Genomic DNA, 21923 nt, shown 5'->3' with positions numbered 1-21923 from the left:
AAACTAAAAGCGAAAAAATAGCCACAAGCGAATAGATGCCATCAGTGGGTAAAAGAAAAAACAGTGAAGAGCCTACAAAGGGTCACCATTTTTCCTGTTTTAGATGTTTTTTTCCAAATAACGTGTTATTTTTCTGTAAAATTTTATGTGGCTTATGTTCCATGAAGGGGCAGTCTAAATAGGCAGGCGTTAATTTATTGATGTTTAAAATAAATTTTGTTTTCTGATTAACAATGCCATTTTTTGCATGTTGTTGGTGAAATAGAAAGACGATAATATTTTATCTGTTCTTCATACTTCACAGGCAGAGTTGTGGCGGCAGTTAGCGGCTATTGTATGCGTCACTGTTGCTTAAAATAGTTTGAATGATTGATATTTGAATGAAAGTAATCGAATTTATAGGGTTTAAATTATGGCAGTAAGAGAAATTATTGAAATTCCAGATGAACGACTGCGTATTAAATGCAGCCCAGTGACGGATTTCGCTGCGGTACAAACCTTGATCGACGATTTGTTAGATACCATGTACAGCACCGATAACGGTATTGGTCTCGCTGCCACGCAAATTGCGGAAACTAAATCCATTATGGTGATTGATATTTCAGAAAACCGTGATGAGCCGATGGTATTTGTTAACCCTGAAATCGTCGAAAGTGAAGGGGAAACCAGTTATCAAGAAGGGTGCCTGTCAGTACCCGAAATCTACGCCGATGTAGACCGCTTCCTGCGCGTTAAAGTGAAAGCGTTCGATAGGCACGGTAAAGCGTTTGAAGTAGACAGCGACGAGTTCTTAGCGATTGTCATGCAACATGAAATCGACCATTTACACGGTAAAGTGTTCCTCGATCACTTATCGCCGCTAAAACGCAATATGCTGTTGAAAAAGCTGAAAAAGCAGCAACGTTTAAAACAGCAGCAATAGGCTGAGAGTTGAAGATAAAAGGCGTGTCAGGTCTGTCGGCCTGACACTCAAATTATTCCATCGGGCGAACGACTAACGGGGTATCCGGCTCATCAAATTGGCCATAGCTGTTATTTAATACCCGTTTTTGGTCTAATTGCTTAATTTCTTTGCTTAAAAAGTTTAAATGCTGTTGTAAATATTCTTTAGTAATGCGTTCATTTTCAATAATTTTATGCAATAACTGAATAAACTCTTCAGTTATTGGCTGCTGTTCTTCGAACGCTTGCGTTAACTTGGTGAGGTTTTCCACCGCAAGGACATATTCTGTCTCTCGGGAGACCAACGTCTCCCATTCCCCGGATTGCGCTAAGGCAACTAAATTTTCACTTAATACTAAGACATTACGGTATATTTCATGTAAATCGATAGGATTTTTATTGTCCACCTGATTATCTTTCATCCACATTTGCACCGATTTGTTGCCACGCAGAGGCGATATCGGAGAGTAACTGGTAAACTTCTTGGACATAAGCCACGTTGTTTTCGAGGTTGGCGCGAAGTAACTGCATTGTCATGTACTCATACAAACTTGCTAAATTTTCTGCAAGTTCGCCGCCAGCTTCATAATTTAACGACTGCTTTAACCCAGTGTCAATGATGTCGATAGCTTTTGAGATTTCTTTACCTTTTTCTGCCACCTTACCTTGCTGCATAAAAATCTCACCACGTTTCAGGGCACTAAGGGCCCCTTTAAACAGGATTTGGATCAGTTGGTATGGGGTCGCGTTGGTGATTTCACTCTCTAAATCAACCTGTTGGTAAGCTTGCTGTGCGTGTCGTTGATACATGTTTTTAACCTAAAAGTGTTAGCCTAATAATCGGCCTAAAGAATTCGTTGTGCTATTGAGTGAACTCATCATTTTATCGAGGTTTTGGAATTGACGACGGTACATGTCCATGGTGTTTTCGATTTGTTTATTGGTCTGCTCAATACGTTTATCTAAACTTTTCTTTTTCTTCTGAACGCCATCGGTGGCGTTGTGTAATGAGCCATCTTTTGTATCTAAAGTACCTTTTAAAAAATTAAAATTTTCAGTCCCAAATCCAGTTTCTTTACCGTCACCAGCAAAAAATACTTTAACACTCGATGGGTTTTCTTTGAGGGTTTTATCCAGCAATTTGTTATCAATTTCTAATGTGCCATCTACTTTCTGTTTTACCCCCATTTTATTGAATGTATCGATTTCACCACTATTTTGTGGAGCACGGACTTGAGTACGCATCGTACTTTGAATAACTCGTAACGTGGAATCTCCAATGAGCGGGCCGTTGGTTTTATTAGGAGTTGTTCCACTTTCATTTGGTGTGTATTTTGTCAGTTCTTTCGCTAACGTTTGGAATTCATTATAGGCATCTACCCATGCTTTAATTTTATCTTTAGCGGGCTCGATATCTTCAGAAACCATTAAATGGTCAGCTTTATTGTCTTCGCTTTCTTTTTTTAGTGTCAGTGTTAAACCAGGGAACAAATCTTTGGCTTCATTGGTTTGCGACTCAAGTTCGAATCCATCAATAGTTAACTGTGCATTTTGAGGGGCAACCTTTTGCTCCATACCGCTAGTTTTCTCATCTTTGATGATAATTTTTCCGTCTTTATCAACATCAGATTCCACATTTAGTATTTTAGCCAGTTCATCGTCACCTTCCACATTAATGCTAATGCGGTTGTCAGTACCTTCTTTTTTTGAGGTTACGACAAGGTGGTATTGATTATCTCGGTCTTTAATAACAGATGCGGTAACACCTTTATCTGTTTTATTAATTGCATCGGCGAGCTCGATTAAAGACGTACTTTGGTCATCAAGTTTAATAACAATCTTATCTTTTTCTTCTTTTTGTGAAGGCTGAGTGATCGTGATGGTACGTTCTTTAGCATTACTGCCTAAGAGTTGCTTGTTGTCAGAATGGCCTTTAGTGGCGATAGTTTGTGCTTTAGCAAGTTGCGTCACTAACACATCGTGCACACCGGCGACTGCTTTACCATCGGTTTTTACGTCAAAGGCTTTATATTCACCAGTGACTTTGGTGGTACTGATATCGCCGTATTTTTTTAAGTCCTCAGCGGCTTTTTTCAGTTTTTCTAATGATGATTGCATTTTGCCATAGGCGCTAATTTGCGCGTCATAGCTGGCTTTCTGTGTGGTTAATGGGTCAAGGCGGCGACGCTCCATTGCCTCAATTTGGTCCATTTGCACATTTAAATCTAAGTTTGCCCCGATACCGAGAGTGGATATTCCTGCCATATTTTCTCCTACGCTATGTCTGTGACATAAAACCTGTAATAAAATCTATTTAGAGTCTTATCGGCAAAACGGAGCAAAATTTTAGACTATTCTGAAAAAGAGTGATGGCGGGAGCTGATAAGAGAAAAGTAGTTAATTATCGCTATTGAAATTAAATAATAAGAAAGTTAATAAAGATAAATGAGTGTGTTAAAAACGAAAGTGTTAAAAAATAATGGCATTAAAAGCGGGCGGTAAAGCCATTTCTAACCTTATAGATAAAAATTTTCATCAAAAAGCCTAAAGGGGACTTTTTTGTAGCCGATAACCTAGTTGCTGACGAAATTCATCAAGTTAAGCATTTTGGCTTAACGCATTAATTTGAATAATAAGGATCACATCATGGCACAAGTTATCAACACTAACATTCTGTCTCTGACAACTCAGAACAACTTAAACCGTTCACAAGGCGTATTAGGTTCTGCAATTGAGCGTTTATCTTCTGGCTCACGTATCAACAGCGCTAAAGACGATGCGGCAGGCCAAGCGATTGCTAACCGTTTTACTTCAAACGTTAAAGGTTTAACTCAGGCAGCTCGTAACGCTAACGATGGTATCTCTATCGCACAAACCACTGAAGGTGCATTGAACGAAATCAATGATAACTTACAACGTATTCGTGAGTTAACGGTTCAAGCGAAAAATGGCTCTAACTCCAACTCAGACATTACTTCAATTCAAAATGAAGTAACTGAACGTTTAGCCGAAATCAATCGTATTTCAGAACAAACGCAGTTTAACGGCGTTAAAGTTCTGAGTGGCGAAAAAAATGAAATGAGTATCCAAGTGGGTACTAACGATAATGAAGTAATTAAATTTAGTTTGGATAAAATTGACAATGATACTTTAGGGGTATCAAGTGATAAGTTATTTGATAAAGTTCCTGCGGGTACTGTTACTGGCAAAACTGAAGCTGGTAGTGCGGTAAATGAGGCTAAATTAGGTATCTCAGGGGCGACAACGTATAAAACAGGTCTGGATGTTAAAGAATATGTAGTAGATGGCAAAGCAGTTGCAGATAAATATATTGCAACTGAAGGTGGTAAGTCTTACTTAGTTAGTGCATCGGATTTTGAAGCTGATTCAACAACTACAACTCAAATTAATTTAAAAACCTCTGCAGCAGTTGCAGGAAATGAATTTACACCTGATGCGGGTAAGGCTTCTACGGCTGATGCATTAAACGTAAAAGGAGATGCATTAGCAACTTTAGACGACGCAATCAACAAAGTTGATGAAAGCCGTTCTAAATTAGGTGCGATCCAAAACCGTTTCCAATCTACCATCAACAACCTGAACAACTCTGTTAACAACTTAAGCGCAGCACGTAGCCGTATTCAAGATGCTGACTTCGCAACAGAAGTTTCTAACATGAGCCGTGGTCAAATTCTGCAACAAGCAGGTACTGCTGTGTTGGCACAAGCTAACCAAGTTCCACAAGGTGTTCTGAGCCTGTTACGTTAATTCGTAATTGGTGAGTTATAAAGGCCAGCAATGCTGGCCTTTTCTTTGCCCGTCATATTTTGCACTACAGGGGGTTGCCTTCAGTCGGTCACCCGAATCACGTACCTATGTACACTCATTGCGATAACCTAGCTTGTCATCTACCTACAACTTAAATTATATAAGGGATTCAGTTAGGTCAGACTTTGGTATTTTCAGGTAAGTTCTGTATGGTTTCTAGTACTCGTTTTGGCACAGGCATAAATTAATATATTTGATAGCAGAATAAACGAAATAATAATAAGAGTGTAGTTGACTAGAAAATCGGTGATGTATTCAATTTTGCGAATAGTCTGTATGACTATGCACTATATGTAGGCACTAAATAAGTCGATTCAAGAAAGAATTTAGTTTAGCTAATCACTGCAATTCATTATATGCGTAAAAAACTAGCTGTAATTTTTATTGAGTTTAATCGATTTGCATATCTCCTTTATAATACCTATTAATACATTTAAACTGGTCTATGAATGTCATTCTACTTAATGCATTGATTTATATTGATATTATATTATTCCTCGTCTTTTTTGTTATTTCTAATCACTCTAGTTTTACTCTCCATATGAGTTAAAATGTAATTTGTCTCTGATAAAGGTGACGTTATAAGAATATTTGGCATATTTAACTATATTTTCATTCCTTTTTGGATTGTTTTAGGTTTATATACATTTATGAGATAATCAAAAAAAGAGCAATACGGTTTATTCATTTGTTTTTTATGATGAAACATAAGGAAATATTTTGTAATAAAGTAAATTTAAGTTATTTATCTTATTTAGACCAATTTAAATCCTGAAAATATATGCTTATAATAAGCCCATCGAATTAATTAGTCTGATGGAATACATTAGTGATAAATCGATATTAAAAATAAATAAAACTAGCTAAGTATCTAGCGTATTATTTTTGGAATTTTTTTTTAAAATTCTGAGATAAGGGTTTTGTTTTTTTAAATTTTATTTTTCTTTATTTTATAGGATTTATTTCATGTTTAAGAAAGCTATAATTGCATTATCTTTAATTTCTATTTCAGGAGCTACATTAGCAGCGGCCCCAGTTGCTAATTTAAAAGTAACAGGATCAATTACGCCACCAACATGTACTGTTAAAGGTCAAAATGAAGTTGATTTAGAATATGTATTTGATGTTTCTCCGGGAATGTTCCCTGTTTCTGGTAATTTAACGCTTGATGCAAAAACAAATAATATTGAAGTAGTTTGTGATGCTTCGACCTATTTAACATTCTCTTCTACAGATAACCGTGCGAGTTCTGTATTAACAGCTGGCGTATATAACTTTGGTTTAGGTCTGTTTGATACGGATAAAAAAGTTGGTTACTATACAATTACTATGAAGAATGCAACAGTGAAACAGGATGCCTCAAGCACAGCTCAAACTGTTGGTGTTTCAAATGGTACATCTTATGCATCATCATTAGCTGTTGATAAAACGAAGAAAATGGCTTGGGCAACGTCAGCTAGCACATTAAGAGCAGGACAAATTTTCTCCGCTGATATTGATGTTAGACCAATCCTAAGCGCTGATCTGAAAACCAGTTCAGGTGATGCTAATTTAGATGGTTATGCAACATTAGCTTTCGCCTTCTCACTGTAAACTCATTATTAAGATGAATAGATATATTGTTATATCTATTCATTATGGGATATTTTCATGATTAAAAAAGTTACGACCTTAATATTATCATCAGTATTAATGTCTCCTGTTGTATTTTCACAGACAACTGCAAATATAAAAGTATCTGGTGTCGTTAAAATGCCAACGTGTTTAATTAATGGTAATGAGCAATCGGATATTATTTTTGAACTAGCAAAAACGTCACCTAGATATTTGAATCAAACATCCTATACAATATTACAGTCACCAGTAAGAAAGAACGTTACTGTTATTTGCGATGCAGAGACATATTTAACATATCGTACAACTGATACATATCAAAATACGCCGTGGTCTTTAGGATATACTGATGATTATTTTTTTATGGTGTATTCAGATAACCCAGATAAATCAGTTGGGGCAGTTATGTTTACTGTTTCTGATATCACTATTGATTCTAAAACGGCTTTTATTGCAAGTGATGGTTTTACAGTAAATAATATTGTCATGCGTAAAAAAATACTTAATGGTTTTGGCACAAAAAGCTCATCAGTATTTGCTAATAAATTAACAGCAGGAAAAGTATTTTCTGCGGATTTTTTAACAAACAGCGTTTATATTAGCTCAATCAATCAATTAACTTCAGCAGGTATCGATTTAACTTCTAATGTTGATTATCAGGCAGAAGCTGTGCTGGCTTTTAACTTCGGTATCTAATTAAGCGTTAGTCAAAAGTGATTTAGGAGAACGTATGCGTTTATTTATTACTCAATCAGCTAAAGCTACATTATTATACACATTTTGTAGTCTATTTTTTAGTGAGGCTGTATATTCGCATACTTTCTCAAGTAGAAATATTATTGAACAGGTTGAATCACCTCCTACGTGTGACATCGTTATTCCTGATGGCGGGCAATACCAGTTTAATCAATTGCATGCCCGCCAGTTTAATTTAGTTAAGACGACCGAAATTCTGCAGATTTCGAAAATATGGCAAGTTTCCTGTAATACTCCGACTCAGTTACTTGTCCAGTTTTCTGATAATCGAAGTGATACGTCGCAGATGGGAAATGAAAGCTACTTTGGGTTAGGTAAAGTAAATAACCAAGGGCGACTAGGTAACTATCAGCTCATTCTTAATCAGCCTAAAGTTGATGGGCAATCTGTCGGAATTCGAATCTTGGAAGGTGTTGGGGGATTTCTGCCAACTCAAGGGGAGGCGGTATTAAAAAACAAACAATATGCATGGTTTACAAATGAAAATGTATTATCTAGTGGGAAAAATTTCTCTGTAAATATTGCGGTGAAACCTATCTTAAATAGCCTTAAAGAGACAAACGGTCCAATTATTGAGGCAATGGAATTAGATGGGAGTGCAGATATTATATTTTCATTTGGAATATAGTTTTAATTTTTAATAATTTATATTGGAAATAAAAATATTAATGTATAAGAAAAACAATTTTTCTTATTACCAGCTATTTTTAATTTTTATCGTACTGCATGTAAATAATTCCGTTGCATCTGAAACAACAAAGAGTGAAACACCATCGACAATTAATTTTGATATCGACTCTTTAAAATCACTAGGATATGGACCAGAAGTTGCAGAGTTTTTTATGAAGGGTAATCAATTTTTACCTGGTCACCATGATGTCACCATAAAATTAAATGGCGGTAATGAATATACTGCGAATGTTGAAATTAATGAAAGCGGTGAGCTATGCCTTACTGATGGATTGATGAATAGGCTGAGATTAAAAAAGGTTAACTTAGTTAATGGGTGCAATACTTTCAAGCAGGTCTATCCAGATGCAAAGATTGCATTATATCCTAGCTCATATCGCATCGACATGGTGGTTTCTGAAGAAAATATTGACCAAAAACTGCAAGGCAGTGAATTAACTTACGGTGGATTTGGTGTTGTCAGTAATTACCAATTATATGGTATGAATATTAGCGGAAATTACAGCCAACGTTTTTACCAAGGCGAATTCGAAACAGGGGTTAATTGGCAAAATTGGGTTTTGAGAAATAACAGCAGTGTCTCTGTTGGAGGCTCAGATTCTCAATATCAATTTAATGAAACAGTGCTGTCAAAGAGTATAGAGCCTTTACACTCTTTGTTAGATATTGGTCAGCTTAATACCCAAGGTGCGTTTTTTGGTGGAACCTCGATTGATGGTGTTCAACTTTATTCAGACAGTTCTTTGCAAACGACGAATGCTTTAGTTGTTCCAGTAACTGGGTTTGCCAGTACACCGTCAACGGTTGAAGTACAGCAAAATGGCCGATTGTTATACCGCACGATGATACCTGCGGGGGCTTTCGAGTTAAACCGCATTAACAATGTGGTGATTGGCTCGCCGTTAGATATTACGGTGATACAAGATAATGGTGAAAAGCAACAGTTTCAGGTAATAACGGCAAACCAACAAAATGCTGTTTCACCAATGAGTTATCAGTTGGCAATTGGGCGATATCGTAGCCGAAATGATCAGCAAACGAAAAAGCCGATTATTAGTAGTGCGGAGATAAGTCAGCAACACGGTATGTCAAATTATGCCGCGGGGGTTCTTTATTCAGATCAATTTCAGGCGGTGAGTGGGCGACTGAATTCGTATTTTGATATTGCTACGCCCATTTCTACAGGTATTGGCGTGCAAAGTGCTCGTAATAATGAAAAGCGTGGGGATCAAATTGATTTCAACAGCAATATAGCGTTTGAAAAAATGACATTAGGTGCTTCTGCTTTATATCGAACAAATAAGTTTCCTATGTTGGATAGCTCATTATTAAAAAAGCCGATAGCTCAGGACGAACAACAAGAAACGGATGGATGGCTTAGTGGGGAAGTACAGACATCGTCCTCATTATTTGCCAGTTGGGGAGATGTTACATGGGGCCGCTTGAGTGCTAATGTCAACCATAGCCATTTTTATGGCAATAAATCCGATACGATTTTTTATTCTATCGGTTATGGCAGAAAAATAGCTGATGTATCTTTGAATGTGAATTATCAAGCTGGCGATGACCAAGATAGCCGAATATTTATTAATGCATCAATGCCGCTAGGTAAGAAAAAAAGTATTAGCATGCAAAGCCAGTACTATCAAGATAAAAACCGGGTAATGGCAAATTATAATCAGCAAGTCAGTGATAATTTAAGGTATTCGGTCGGCGCTAGTCGTAATGATGGCGTTAATATTGTCAATGGAAGTATTAATAATTCTAACGCGTATAGCAATATTTCGTTGAATGGCTCTATGTCTCAGAATAATACACATTCAGTCACAGTAGCAGCATCTGGTGGATTGGCGTACTCAGATGGATTGTTGGCAACGTCCTCAGTCCCGTTAGGAGACACTTTTGGTATCGTTTATGTTCCTAATGAGCCCGGTGTTAGAGTGAATACCATGGGAAGTGGAACAACTATAACGAATCATTTTGGTACTGCGGCTATCTCATCCTTGCCGAGAAACCAAAAATCGTCAGTGCAATTAAATACAGAGAAATTGCCATTGAATGTGCGGTTAGATACCACTTCATTTGATGTGGCGGCCGCAAGAGGTTCAGTCATTACTAAGCGTATTAATGCAACGACGATGAAGCAATTATTACTGAGTATCAAAATGGCGAATGGTGATGCCGTTCCTTTTGGCGCCAGTGTACTAAATAAAAGAGGTGACTATATGGGGGTTATCATGGGGGAAGGGAATCTATTATTAAGTAATGAGCAAATTGGCGATGACATTATTTTGCGTTCACCTAACACCGATGATTGCATTATTAAATATATTGTACCGAAAGAGTTTTCCGCTGAATCACTTTATGAAGAGGCAGATGCTATCTGCCATTAATCTTAGTAGTATCAAATACAAGTTTGAGGTTTTGATGAAAAAGTTAATTTATGCAACAATTTTAGGTTTAATTAGTTTAGTTAGCATGTCTGCTAAAGCAAGTTTCCAATTAGAAACAATGACCGTTATTTTAGATGCGGATGAAGAACGTAAAGTCTTTAGCGTAAAAAACACATCGAAAGAGCCTATCTTACTATCGACGAAGGTTTCTGATCTGGATGGTTCAAAGCCAATGGCAAAAGAGGTAATGGTATCTCCACCAATTGTGCGTATTGAACCGAATGAAAGCCAACAAATTAATTTTGTTTTAAAGAAAGGTTTAGATTTAAAACAAGAGGAAATTTTACGTGTTTCTTTCCAAGGTGTCGGAGCCGTTAAGCAAAACTCTGCAAAAATGCCGATTCGTCAAGATGTAGCAATGTTAATTACACCATCTAATGGTTTATTAAGCCAAACACCTTGGAAAAATATTACGGTTAACCAAAAAAATAACCAACTGACGTTGACTAATATAGGTAACCAAGTTGTTCGTTTATCTCCATCTGTGAAGGTGTTGCCGAGCAATGAGGCTTATTCAATTGAGCAATTTTATTTAAGACCGAATGAAAGTAAAACCATTGACGTGAAAAGTAAGGCGCAAGAATTGGTAATTTCACCTTTAAGCCGTTACGGATTTAAAAATTCAAATGACGATATAATAAAAGTAACTCATAAGGAGTAATGTTTTATCTATCAGCTGGAACGAGAGTCAATAACTTGATTTTACTGTTCAGGTGTAGGGAGATATCTAAAATATGAAAAATGTAGATGAAGGTAGCAAACCAGAAAATAATATTTATTCATCCATAATAGGTAAGGAACTTAGGCGTATTCGTAAAGGAAAAGGGCTTTCTGGTGCAAAGGTTGCCAAGCAATTGGGGATTTCACAACAGCATTATTCACGGTATGAGTGTGGTAAAAGTCGCATTTCGGTAGATACATTATTAAGTATTCTTTTTGTCTTAGACTTTGATTTTGGTGACTTTTTTAGTGAAGTAAGATTTCAATTAAATAATCATCAAGATGAACTTTTCGATATGAAATTAAAGGATACCCATAAGGATATCGAAAATTATTTCGAAAAAATGAGTTAGGTCTGTTTATAGTATATTGTTATATACCGCATCAGAATTTTTACTGCTTAATTGGTCATGTATTTAATCCGGTGAATAGTCTGTAAAATAAGGTTATTTGCCGGAGAATTATTCTTAGCCAAAGTTGATGTAAACGTGATACTGCCAGAGCCTTACACACTAAGACTAAGGTTGTTGTTCATACTTTAAAAACTCACACCAAAATAAGTGGCCACTATACGGTGTGATAACCATTGAATTGAGCTGTTTAACGAAGTGGATAAACAGAGCTGTCTTGTCGTTAACAAAAAGTAATAAAACCAGCTTTGGTATGCTTAGGAGCTTGTAGTTCATCGATGACTTCATTTGTTTTAAAGGAGGTTAGCTAAATCGACAATCAATAGCAAAGTCTAAAGCCCAAAATTGCAATATGATGACACAATCACAACTCAACAAAACAACCACTCCCACTTGTATTACCAGTAAAACCCTCTGAAAATTGTGTTAAAACAATCATTAACCTGGTAATCATTCAAATTTGACCTATTTAGGATAAGGCAAATAAAGCCACATTTAGTGCCTTACTCTACGGATTGAATTCAAAACCAACACAGATAATGAATACCTTTTATAAAGCTTGAAGGGTGATTCAGGTTGTGAGTGATTTGTATACTGCCGAAGGTGTGATTAATAAAAATAGCCTATGGGAGCGTTATTACCCTCTAATACGCCATGAAGCCCTGAAACTGCAAGTCAGACTACCCGCCAGTGTTGATATCGACGACTTAATTCAAGCGGGGGGCATTGGTTTACTGCATGCATTGGAACGTTTCGATGTTACCCAAGGGGCATCGTTTGCCACGTATGCAGTGCAGCGAATTCGTGGTTCGATGTTAGATGAATTGCGTAGCCGTGACTGGGTGCCGCGCAGTGTGCGCCGCCAAGCACGAGAAATGACCAAAGCCATTGGTGTGCTGGAGCAATCGTTAGGGCGCAGCGCCACCGAGCCGGAAATCGCCAAAGCGTTGGATATCGACCTTGCGGAGTATCGCCAAGCGCTACTAGATACCAATAATAGTCAACTGTTTTCCTACGATGAGTGGCATGAAATTCACGGGGAAAGCTGTGAGCCGCAAATGGATGAAGACGATGGCGGCAACCCGCTGAGTTTGTTGCTGGATTCTAGCCTACGTGACCAAATCGCGGCGGCAATCAATCAGTTACCAGAACGCGAAAAAATGGTGCTGACACTGTATTACCAAGAAGAGCTGAATCTTAAAGAGATTGGGGCGGTGTTGGATGTCGGGGAGTCAAGGGTGAGTCAGCTGCATAGTCAGGCTATTAAGCGTCTCCGCGGCCGCCTCAGATAGATGCTCGTCATACTTCGCACCACAGCGTTGTTGGCTTCACTAGTTCACCCTAGTCACATACTTGTGTGTGCTCCTAGGGCTAAACTAGCTTGCCGCCTAGCTGTAGCACGAATTATTTAGAGCATCAGTATTGAGTACTTTTAAAACTTATTTAAATTTGTTTTTTCTATTATAGGATGAATTGGTTAGGCTGTTGATATTTAAGTTTTTTATACTTCAAGCACATCGCTGCTTTCTAGACTTATGTCTGCTCCGGCTTCCTACCCACAATACGAATTATTTAGAGCATACGCATAGGGGTATTTTAAAGCTCATTTAAATTTGTTTTTTCTACTATATTTCTACGCTTTTAACGATGTTACTTTCTATTATTCATCCAGTTCTGCCGATCTAGCCAAATAATTCCCTGCCGTGGTATGCCACGCTCTTGGGGATTGGGTGAAGCCCAGTTTTAAATATTCGGTGAGGTTGCTGTTGGTGGAAAAAAATAAAATCTGGCAATCGGCGGGGAGTTCTTCAGCGACGAGGCGCATTAATTGGCGGTCGATGCCGTGTTTTTGATAATGCGCATCAACGGCCAGTTCGCAGATATAACAACAAGAACTAAAATCCGTTACTGTGCGGACAAACCCTACCACCTGCTCGCCATCCCATGCACTAACCAATAAATCCGCATTATTCAGCATCGCATCTAATTGGGTAAGATTATCGGTTGGCACTGTTTCGTTAAATGGAGACTGGCGAATTAACCGAATAAAATCCTCAATAGAGATAGCAAAGTTGACTTTATAGTTCAGGCGACTGGCAATAGCATCCATAGAGTTCCCCTCGTAATCAAACGATACTCTTATAGGTTTAGCCTGAAATAACGTAAATTTCCTGTTTTTTGTGGAATTTTATCATAGCCTAGCTATTCCAATTACTGCGTAAATGTCCTAAGTTAAATTTAAGGTAGTTGTGATGTTTAGCCCAACTGGGTAAATACCATAAGAATTCTATTCAACAGACAAGTGAACGAGATATGACTATGGAACTAAAGGATTATTACAGCATCATGGGTGTTAAACGCACTGATGATTTAAAAACCATTAAGACTGCGTATCGCCGTTTAGCGCGAAAATATCATCCTGACGTTAGTAAAGAACCGGATGCCGAAGCGCGCTTTAAAGAAATTGCAGAGGCTTGGGCGGTACTTGGTGACAAAGAAAAACGCGCAGAATACGATGAAATGTGGGAACACAGGAATGACCCTTATTTTAACCAAGCTAACCAAGGCCAACAAAGCCACACCTATTCCCAGCAAGGGTTTGATGCAGGCGGCTTTGATGACATTTTTTCATCGATGTTTTCTCAACGAGCACGGGGTGGCAGCACAAGACAGGCGCGCAGTCATCGTGGGCAGGATTTAGAAGTTGAATTGGCTATTTTCCTTGAAGAAAGTCAAGAATCGCATAAACGTACCATCAGTTATAACCTACCGGTCTATAACGCTTTTGGTTTTATCGAAAATGAAGTTCCCAAAACACTTAATGTCACTATCCCAGCAGGCGTGATTGACGGGCAACGCATCCGTTTAAAAGAGCAAGGCACTGCGGGGGAAAATGGCGGTGAAAATGGCGATTTGTGGATAACCATCCGCATTGCACCACACCCATTATTTGATATCAAAGGCCATGATTTAGAAGTGGTCGTGCCGCTTGCTCCATGGGAGGCAGCCCTCGGAACTAAAGTCACCATTCCAACATTAAAAGACCCAATTGTGATCACTGTTCCTGCTAATAGCCAAGCCGGACAAAAATTACGTATTAAAGGTAAAGGACTGAAACATAAAGGTACAGCAGGGGATCTGTATGCGATTATAAAAATCGTGATGCCAAATAGCAGTAATGCAGAAGCGGATGCGCTGTGGCAGAAATTGGCGGAGACTCAGCAGAGTTTTGACCCACGTAAAAATTGGGGAGGCAAATAATGGAACAGTTCACATCATTAACCGTTATTGATTTCTGTATTCACACGGGTATTGCGGAAGAGGAATTACGGGAAATTGTCGGCCTTGGAATAGTTCAACCCATTGAAACTGCTAATGAATGGTTATTTGATGACCACGCTGTGATCATCGTAAGAAGGGCAGTGCGACTTTACCATGAGCTCGAAATTGACTGGCCGGGAATTGCAATGGCAATGAGCTTGATGGAGCAAAATGAGCGGCTTCAGCGTGAAAATGAGATGCTGCGGCTACAATTAAAACGTTTTATTGGTTAGTTAGCTAATAGTTTAATTGTTCACCACCACGAACCTTAATAAGTAAATTAGGTTTGTGGTGGTTATAATCACATCTAAAATCTAAATTATTAGTAAATTGTATTATATTTTTTGATTAATTTGATAAAGCTAATAATTAAATAATATTTTAATGAACACGAACAACAAAAAAGCCCTTACCATCCAGTAAGGGCGTAATAACGACAACGAGATTTTTTATTGTTAATTAAATGGTTGCAGCTTCAGCAATTAACTTACCAAGCTCTTGCCAGTTCTCACTATCAATAAGGTCATTGGGCACCATCCATGAACCGCCGCACACTAATACAGAAGGTAGTGCTGTGTATTCTTTAATATTTTTCACACCAATACCGCCAGTTGGCATAAATTTAACCGGGTAAACGGCGCTGAGTGCTTTGAGCATGGCAACCCCGCCAGAGGCTTCGGCTGGAAAGAATTTCAACGTGGTGAGATTAAATTCAAGGGCTTGTTCTACTAAACTTGGATTATTCACACCAGGAATAATAATCACGTTCTTTTGTTGGCAATAGGCGACAATTTTGGGGTTAAAGCCCGGGCTGACGATAAAATCCACACCCGCTTCAATGGCTTGGTCAACTTGCTCTGTGGTTAATACGGTACCTGCAGCAATCAGTAATTCAGGGTAGGCAGCACGCATATTTTTAATCGCTTGTACCGCGGCCGGGGTGCGGAAGGTGACCTCTGCGCATGGCAGGCCATTATCCACTAAGGCTTTTGCTAATGGCGCACCATGCTCTGCACTATTAATGGTGATAACAGGAACAACATTGAGTTTCTTAATTCTTTCAAGTAATTGATTCATGGTTAAAGCCTCTTAACATGTTTCTAAAGCAGTGGTTGGCATAGCTTCGGATGGAATAATCGCTCCCCGGTGTTGGATGACGGTTCCAGCCAGTAAATGACCTGTTTTTGCCGCTTCGCATGGGCTGCCACCTAAAATACGGCAAGCAAGGTAGCCGGCACTGAAAGAATCCCCTGCGGCAGTGGTATCAACCACATGGCTTATTTTATTGGCAGGAACTTCAATGCGTTCGTTATCAATAACCACAAAACAGGCATCGGCACCGCGCTTAATCACAATCTCATTCACGCCATATTGTTGGGTACGGGCAATTGCATCGGTTTCATCAATATCACCGTAAAGCAGTTGTTCGTCATCAAAGGTCAGAAAAGCGATCTCGGTTAACGTGAGAATTTGCTGGTATGCTTGTTGAGCGGCTTGTTTCGATGGCCAAAGTGCTGGGCGATAGTTATTATCAAATACAATTTTGGCGCCATTCTGCTTAGCTTGTTGTAACATTTCAAATAGTAACTGACGTGAAGCGTCAGGCAAAATGGCTAGGCTGATGCCACTTAAATAGATAAATTGTTGTGAATTTAGAATTTGCTGTGTGTGGGCTTTGCTGTTTTGATCAAGGCACACTGCATCAAGCCAAAATTTTGCCGCGGCATTATCTCGCCAATAGAAAAAACGACGTTCGCCATCGGCAGCGGTTTCGATCAAATACATCCCGGGCAAATGTTTGTCTGAAATAAACACTTCTTCAGTATTGATGCCTTCTTGTTGCCAACTGTTTAGCATTTGTTGGCTGAATGGGTCTTTGCCTAAACCGGTGATGTAACGGGTTATCACACTGTGATCTTTGGTTAAACGAGACAGGTATAGTGCGGTATTTAGCGTATCCCCACCAAACGTTTGTTTATAAAGCTCGCCCGATTTTTGCAACTCAACCATGCATTCGCCAATAACGGCAACTTGCGGATATGCACTCATTTTCACCACCGAATTAGTAAACTATTGCTGACTTGATAGTGCTATTAAAGCGCATTTCATTGCCAATTTCAATAAAAATGAAACGCTGTTTTAAAAATATCGAATCATCGTTCTTGTTTTTGTATGAAGAGACAATTATGCTACTCAAACTTAGGTGATATCAGTTAATTTCGTTAATTTGGGGTATAATATTGCTATCAATTTATAGGATGCAATTTATAGGATGATGGAAAGGTAATGGATAAGACAACACAAACGGATGCCGTGTCAGCGGTAGTAAAGGTATTTAGTATTCTTAGTGCCCTTGGAGAGCAAAAGGAGATTGGCGTATCTGAATTGTCCCAACGTTTGTTGATGTCAAAAGCCACTACATTTCGTTTTTTGCAAACGATGAAGCAGTTGGGGTATGTCGAACAAGAAGGTGAGGCAGATAAGTATTCACTGACCTTGAAGCTCTTCGAATTAGGTGCGAAATCCCTCGAGTATGTTGATTTAATCGAAATTGCAGATAAGGAAATGCGCCATATAGGCCAACTGACGAATGAAGCGGTGCATTTGGGTGCATTAGATGAAGACGCCATTATTTATATTCATAAAATCGACTCGAGTTATAATTTGCGTATGTATTCACGAGTTGGGCGTCGTAACCCATTATATTGCACTGCAATCGGTAAGATTTTACTCGCTTGGCAAGATGAACAAGCGATTCGTTTGGCATTGAAAGATGAAACCTTTAGCCAAAAAACAGCAACGACGATTTTAACCTTAGAGGACTTGCTGGCGGAATTAGTCACAGTTCGTGAGTGCCATTATGCGCAGGACCGAGAAGAGCAGGAGTTAGGCCTGCGCTGCATTGCAGTACCAGTGTATGACAGGTTAGGCCATGTGATTGCAGGGTTATCGATTTCATTCCCAACTATTCGTTTTGATGAACAACGCATTGGCGATTATGTCGAATTACTGAAAACAGCCGGGCGTAATATTTCACAGAAAATGGGTTATCACCAATATCCATAATATTGGTGATATGGGCTATTTATGAATTAAGTTGTTGAGTAAATAAATCGGTATATTCAAATTCATAGGTTTGTTCTGGGTTGCCAGAGCTTATGGCCTCTGGAAAAGGTTTATTTCCCGGGCGGTCACGGGTTAAGCTCCACATTGACACCAAGTTAAGGCCATTATTTTTAGCAAATTCAGCGAGAATATTGACATCATTAAAGTTAAACATGGTGAGGTCATCATTGAGACCAATCATGGGTGTAATTTGTACATAATTATATAGTTCGTTATCGTCTATCCCTGGATATAGCGGTTTTAGTTGGTTTTTGATGCTATTGGCGGCTTTTACCGCTGCATCCCCAAGGCTCGTGATATTCGGGTCGTAGTAGTCCATTGCCATCCCATTAACCTTCATCATTAAACCCGCATCAACCGATTTTTTCACGAGTGCTAAGCCTGTGCTGGTTAGCCCTGTTGGCATAGTTGGCAAGGTTAAGCTGAGGGTGATTTGTGGATTATTATCTACAATGACTTTTAAGGCAGAAAATGCATTATCAGCATCGTACAGACCATTCTCGAAATCTAAATCAATATGTGAGGCACTGAGTGTATCAATAGCTTCTTGGTAGGTGTTGATGAGTTGTTCTTGTGTTTGTACCAATGAAACATCTTGGTTAGCAGCTCCCCCAAATGAAACAGCAACTTTAACACCGCCAGCAATCAGTTCATCACACAAAGGTTTAGCCCAGCTAATTGGCATGGATGGCTGGGCTGACCATGCTGCTTTTTTATCTAATGTGGCGGTTAAAAAACCAAGAGACAGTATATCTACCCCATACTTAATAGCGGCTTGGCTATATTTTGCATTAGGCCTGCCATTTGGGTAATTTTGCCAATCATTCCAAGTTGCATCAACACTGACATCCATATAAGGACCAAAATAAATTTTATGCATTGTATACCCTTAGTTTATTAATTTATAAAAGGAAATTTTAGCCTATGCTCTACGGTGTAATTGATAGGACAAGGTCACTTTTATAGAAAATTGACTCTGTAACAAGAACAAAAATTATTAGTAACCTAATAGGTTATAGGTCGGTTATGAGCATGGAAATGGAAGTGATTCGCTGTCGACTGCGTTCAGAAAGCCGGATCATATACTGATATTTGCTTGTTCGCCTACCTCCACTTTTTATCTAGGAGCTGGCGCTTTGCCTTCTTTCAAATTTGTATTACTCCAATTAGCAGAGACGCTTAGATTGCCATTTGCATCATCATATGCCGTGTAAACACCCTTTTTGAGATTAATATTTCATCTTCGCATTGCCATAAAAACAACCAACAGATTTAAAATAAACCCATAATGGAACTAATTAATTATTCTGATTTGTTTTGAAGTTGAGCTTATATACTTGGACAAAATTGAAGAGGATAACAAGGTTGAAAAGTAACAGAAATTAATGGATTGATGTGGGGGATGGTTGGTGAAAAAACACCCTTAGTATTCGGATAAGTCAATAACAACGATGTATCAATCAATTGATTTAATAACTTATGTAAATTACTTATTTGAATATTAAGGTTTTTATAAATTTCACTTATTATTATTCAACATTCAGTGTTGCTGCTGACATATAATATTCGCTTATGGACACAGCAGGAAATTGATATGTTTAAAAAGATTATTGTTATTATTTTTCTTTGTTTCACTTCTTATGGCTTTGCCAGCGACTTTACATTTAAAGAAAAGTCACCCGCTGATCGCGAGTTTGATAAAGACTACCAAGGAATTAAAGAATTACAGGCACAACAAAAGTTTGTCTTTGATCCCAAAAAGAAACTTTCTCAAGAAGAACAAAGTTATCAAGCGTTGTTAGAACAGCGAAATGCAGATGAAAACGCGTTTCCACAGCGTTTTAATGTGTGTGATGTTAACCCGACGGGAGCAGGGTGCCCTAATTCAATGACTTGGATGAATGACCGCGAGCAAATGAAAAAAATGCTGGAGCAAGCAGGTCGCCCTTATTAATTATTTGTTTGTGTGTTGACTCTAAGGGAGCATAGCCCCCTTAGAGATCACATTATACAGATTCAGGGAATGTTAAGGTTGCACCGGGGGCTTCACGGCTTAAATGAATGAAATTCATATGCTTTTCATATTGGTCGAGAATATCACTGATCACCTGTTCTTTGGTGTAATCCATTAAATCATTCCCTTGCGAACCTTCCCATAAGAAAGTTTCTAAGCGGTAATAATGGGATTTTCCTGAACGTGCGCGATAGGTAAAACCAGGAACCGAATAGCGCTGAGGCCATACTTGGTAAATAAAGCTTTGTTCTTCGCCAAGGTCGACCGTTAACTCTAAATGGTCTAATCGCTCATCAGCAATCGGTGGTAAGGTGTTAAATTCCACTTTTGCTCCCCTTAAACTGAGCTCTTTTGCCACTTCTTGCATGGCTGGAATACAGACTAAATCAAGCATTCGCTGGGTATACGTTGTTCCAGGGAAATTCATCACTCGTCCCAAACGCTGTTTCCAATTGAGTGTTCCATTGCCATACAGTGGTGCTGGCGCATTGGTGTTTAACGAACTAACTCGTCTAAAGTCCTCAACTTTTAATGACTTATATAGCCCAGCCATAATAAAGAAGATAACAAAACTGAATGGTAAGCCCATGATCACTGTCGTATTTTGTAACGCAGCGACGCCATCTGTCATTAACATCCCTAAGGTGAGTAAACCAATCGCGACAGACCAAAAAATCCGTAACCAATTGGGCGCATCGTTGTTAATATCACTGAGTTTTGAGGTGAAATTGCCTAACACCAAAGAACCGGAGTCCGCTGAGGTGACATAGAACAACAACCCAGTAATTGTGGCGACGGAAGCGGTTAGGCCAAAGCCGGGGTAAAGCTCAAGTAGTGAATAGAAGCCTTTTTCGGGTGCATCGAGCACGGTTTTAGCAAGTTCGCTATTACCGTGAATGATTTCATACAATGCACTATTACCAAAAATAGATAACCACAATAGTGTGAAAACAAACGGAATAATTAAAGTGCCAATCACAAATTGTCTAATCGTTCGACCGCGAGATATACGCGCGAGGAATAAGCCAACAAATGGCGACCATGCGACCCACCATGCCCAGAAAAACAGCGTCCAGCTATTCATCCAATCGGTTGGGCGATCAAAGGCAAAGCTGTTGAGAGTCATCCCCATAAAGCGATTGACATAGTCCCCCACATTCAGTACTAAGGCATTAAGTAAGAACTCGGTATCTCCGACAAATAAGATAAATAAAATCAAGCCAAGTGCCAAAAGCACATTGAGCTCTGATAACACGCGAATACCTTTATTTACCCCTGATGTAGCGGAGATCACTGCCATAATCACCGACAGCAGAATCAATCCACTTTGCACGGGAAGCCCTTGGGGTAAATCGAATAATACTTTGAGTCCATAATTTAACTGAACAACACCGATCCCCAGAGTTGTTGCGATACCGAAAATCGTCCCTAGTACTGCAGCAATATCCACGGTATGGCCAATCGGGCCGTCAATCCGTTTGCCAAAAATAGGATAAAGTGCGGAGCGAATGGTTAACGGCAAGTTATAACGATAACTGAAATAACCCAGTGCAATCCCCATTAAGGCATACATAGACCAGCCCGTTAGGCCATAGTGGAACAGGGTCCACACCATCGCCTGACGAGCTGCTTCTAAGGTTTCGCCTTCACCCGTTGGCGGCAGCATGTATTGAGTGACCGGCTCAGCGACAGAGAAAAACATTAAATCGATACCAATTCCTGCGGCGAATAGCATCGCAGACCAACTTAGTACGCTAAATTCAGGTTTAGATTGCTCGGGGCCGAGCTTGATATTACCAAAGCGCGAAGTGGCAACGAAAATGACGAAAACAATATACAGCGTCGCTGCTAACAAGTAATACCAACCAAAGGTTTTGGATACCCACCCAAGGGCGGCAACGATCCACTGATTTGCTGTTTCGGTCATCAAGATGGTGAAAAAAGAAAACGCCAGAATAAGGCCGGCGGAAGTAAAAAAAACCACAGAATTCAATTTATCCTTCTGCTTATTTTTTGGACTATTTTGAGTTGTCATTGGTAGTTCCACAT

The 21923-nt window shown here is 39.0% G+C and carries 21 protein-coding genes; 13 read left to right on the top strand and 8 right to left on the bottom strand.

Annotated features, from left to right (window positions below; translation table 11 throughout):
- Nucleotides 1-412 precede the first annotated feature (412 nt).
- Entirely contained in the window at nucleotides 413-922 is a 510-nt protein-coding gene (gene def, locus PR767_RS02735) for a peptide deformylase (RefSeq protein WP_004909962.1), read from the top strand.
- Between the two features lie 52 nt (nucleotides 923-974).
- On the opposite strand, the gene fliT is transcribed toward def, so the two are convergent.
- The 3 genes from fliT to fliD are packed head-to-tail and all read right to left on the bottom strand — an operon-like array spanning nucleotide 975 to nucleotide 3207.
- Nucleotides 975-1364: a flagellar protein FliT gene (fliT, locus tag PR767_RS02730; RefSeq protein ID WP_109911176.1), complete on the bottom strand. Its 390-nt coding sequence runs from the start codon at nucleotides 1362-1364 to the stop codon at nucleotides 975-977.
- Nucleotides 1354-1752 (bottom strand): flagellar export chaperone FliS, encoded by a 399-nt coding sequence (fliS, locus tag PR767_RS02725; protein WP_004909969.1) that lies wholly within the window; start codon nucleotides 1750-1752, stop codon nucleotides 1354-1356. Before fliS ends, fliT begins: the two co-directional genes overlap by 11 nt.
- 18 nt (nucleotides 1753-1770) lie before the next feature.
- A complete protein-coding gene (fliD, locus tag PR767_RS02720) occupies nucleotides 1771-3207 on the bottom strand; it encodes a flagellar filament capping protein FliD (protein ID WP_196723441.1) in 1437 nt (478 codons plus the stop codon).
- A 381-nt stretch (nucleotides 3208-3588) separates the two neighbouring features.
- On the opposite strand from fliD, the gene PR767_RS02715 reads away from it, so the two are divergent.
- From PR767_RS02715 to PR767_RS02680, 8 genes are all read left to right on the top strand, one after another.
- On the top strand, nucleotides 3589-4710 hold the full coding sequence (locus tag PR767_RS02715) for a FliC/FljB family flagellin (RefSeq protein WP_196723442.1): 1122 nt from the start codon (nucleotides 3589-3591) through the stop codon (nucleotides 4708-4710).
- A gap of 1026 nt (nucleotides 4711-5736) precedes the next feature.
- Nucleotides 5737-6363: a hypothetical protein gene (locus PR767_RS02710; RefSeq protein ID WP_004909976.1), complete on the top strand. Its 627-nt coding sequence runs from the start codon at nucleotides 5737-5739 to the stop codon at nucleotides 6361-6363.
- Between the two features lie 57 nt (nucleotides 6364-6420).
- Nucleotides 6421-7080: a fimbrial protein gene (locus PR767_RS02705; protein WP_272519847.1), complete on the top strand. Its 660-nt coding sequence runs from the start codon at nucleotides 6421-6423 to the stop codon at nucleotides 7078-7080.
- A gap of 34 nt (nucleotides 7081-7114) precedes the next feature.
- Nucleotides 7115-7768: a hypothetical protein gene (locus tag PR767_RS02700; protein ID WP_117162043.1), complete on the top strand. Its 654-nt coding sequence runs from the start codon at nucleotides 7115-7117 to the stop codon at nucleotides 7766-7768.
- Nucleotides 7769-7808: 40 nt separating this feature from the next.
- Entirely contained in the window at nucleotides 7809-10223 is a 2415-nt protein-coding gene (locus PR767_RS02695) for a fimbria/pilus outer membrane usher protein (RefSeq protein ID WP_117162042.1), read from the top strand.
- 34 nt (nucleotides 10224-10257) lie between these two features.
- Entirely contained in the window at nucleotides 10258-10944 is a 687-nt protein-coding gene (locus PR767_RS02690; RefSeq protein WP_042851796.1) for a fimbria/pilus chaperone family protein, read from the top strand.
- A 73-nt stretch (nucleotides 10945-11017) separates the two neighbouring features.
- On the top strand, nucleotides 11018-11356 hold the full coding sequence (locus PR767_RS02685; RefSeq protein ID WP_004909988.1) for a helix-turn-helix domain-containing protein: 339 nt from the start codon (nucleotides 11018-11020) through the stop codon (nucleotides 11354-11356).
- 635 nt (nucleotides 11357-11991) lie between these two features.
- Complete coding sequence (locus PR767_RS02680; RefSeq protein ID WP_109911178.1) at nucleotides 11992-12705, top strand: RNA polymerase sigma factor FliA; 714 nt, start codon at nucleotides 11992-11994, stop codon at nucleotides 12703-12705.
- 368 nt (nucleotides 12706-13073) lie between these two features.
- Here the strand turns inward: PR767_RS02680 and PR767_RS02675 are convergent, their stop codons facing one another.
- Entirely contained in the window at nucleotides 13074-13523 is a 450-nt protein-coding gene (locus PR767_RS02675) for a GNAT family N-acetyltransferase (RefSeq protein WP_272519846.1), read from the bottom strand.
- A gap of 209 nt (nucleotides 13524-13732) precedes the next feature.
- Between PR767_RS02675 and cbpA the strand changes: the two genes are divergently transcribed.
- Together cbpA and PR767_RS02665 are read left to right on the top strand one after the other, a co-directional pair.
- A complete protein-coding gene (cbpA, locus tag PR767_RS02670) occupies nucleotides 13733-14674 on the top strand; it encodes a curved DNA-binding protein (protein WP_272519858.1) in 942 nt (313 codons plus the stop codon).
- A complete protein-coding gene (locus PR767_RS02665) occupies nucleotides 14674-14967 on the top strand; it encodes a chaperone modulator CbpM (RefSeq protein ID WP_004910002.1) in 294 nt (97 codons plus the stop codon). Before cbpA ends, PR767_RS02665 begins: the two co-directional genes overlap by 1 nt.
- 226 nt (nucleotides 14968-15193) lie before the next feature.
- On the opposite strand, the gene PR767_RS02660 is transcribed toward PR767_RS02665, so the two are convergent.
- Nucleotides 15194-15811, bottom strand: a complete 618-nt coding sequence (locus tag PR767_RS02660; RefSeq protein ID WP_004910004.1) for a bifunctional 4-hydroxy-2-oxoglutarate aldolase/2-dehydro-3-deoxy-phosphogluconate aldolase — start codon at nucleotides 15809-15811, stop codon at nucleotides 15194-15196.
- 12 nt (nucleotides 15812-15823) lie between these two features.
- Entirely contained in the window at nucleotides 15824-16783 is a 960-nt protein-coding gene (locus PR767_RS02655) for a sugar kinase (protein ID WP_109911181.1), read from the bottom strand.
- A gap of 237 nt (nucleotides 16784-17020) precedes the next feature.
- Here PR767_RS02655 and kdgR point away from each other — a divergent pair, with 237 nt between their 5' ends.
- On the top strand, nucleotides 17021-17800 hold the full coding sequence (gene kdgR / locus PR767_RS02650) for a DNA-binding transcriptional regulator KdgR (RefSeq protein WP_004910012.1): 780 nt from the start codon (nucleotides 17021-17023) through the stop codon (nucleotides 17798-17800).
- 19 nt (nucleotides 17801-17819) lie between these two features.
- Here the strand turns inward: kdgR and PR767_RS02645 are convergent, their stop codons facing one another.
- Nucleotides 17820-18740: a chitinase gene (locus PR767_RS02645; protein WP_272519845.1), complete on the bottom strand. Its 921-nt coding sequence runs from the start codon at nucleotides 18738-18740 to the stop codon at nucleotides 17820-17822.
- Nucleotides 18741-19454: 714 nt separating this feature from the next.
- Here PR767_RS02645 and PR767_RS02640 point away from each other — a divergent pair.
- Entirely contained in the window at nucleotides 19455-19814 is a 360-nt protein-coding gene (locus PR767_RS02640; RefSeq protein WP_272519844.1) for a hypothetical protein, read from the top strand.
- A 52-nt stretch (nucleotides 19815-19866) separates the two neighbouring features.
- On the opposite strand, the gene PR767_RS02635 is transcribed toward PR767_RS02640, so the two are convergent.
- A complete protein-coding gene (locus PR767_RS02635; RefSeq protein WP_109911184.1) occupies nucleotides 19867-21909 on the bottom strand; it encodes a choline transporter in 2043 nt (680 codons plus the stop codon).
- Between the last annotated feature and the right edge of the window lie 14 nt (nucleotides 21910-21923).

This window comes from Providencia sp. PROV223 (assembly GCF_028479245.1).
Taxonomy (GTDB): Bacteria; Pseudomonadota; Gammaproteobacteria; order Enterobacterales; family Enterobacteriaceae; genus Providencia; species Providencia rettgeri.
Note: the sequence above shows the minus strand (reverse complement) of the source record. Positions and strands in the feature narration are given on the sequence as shown.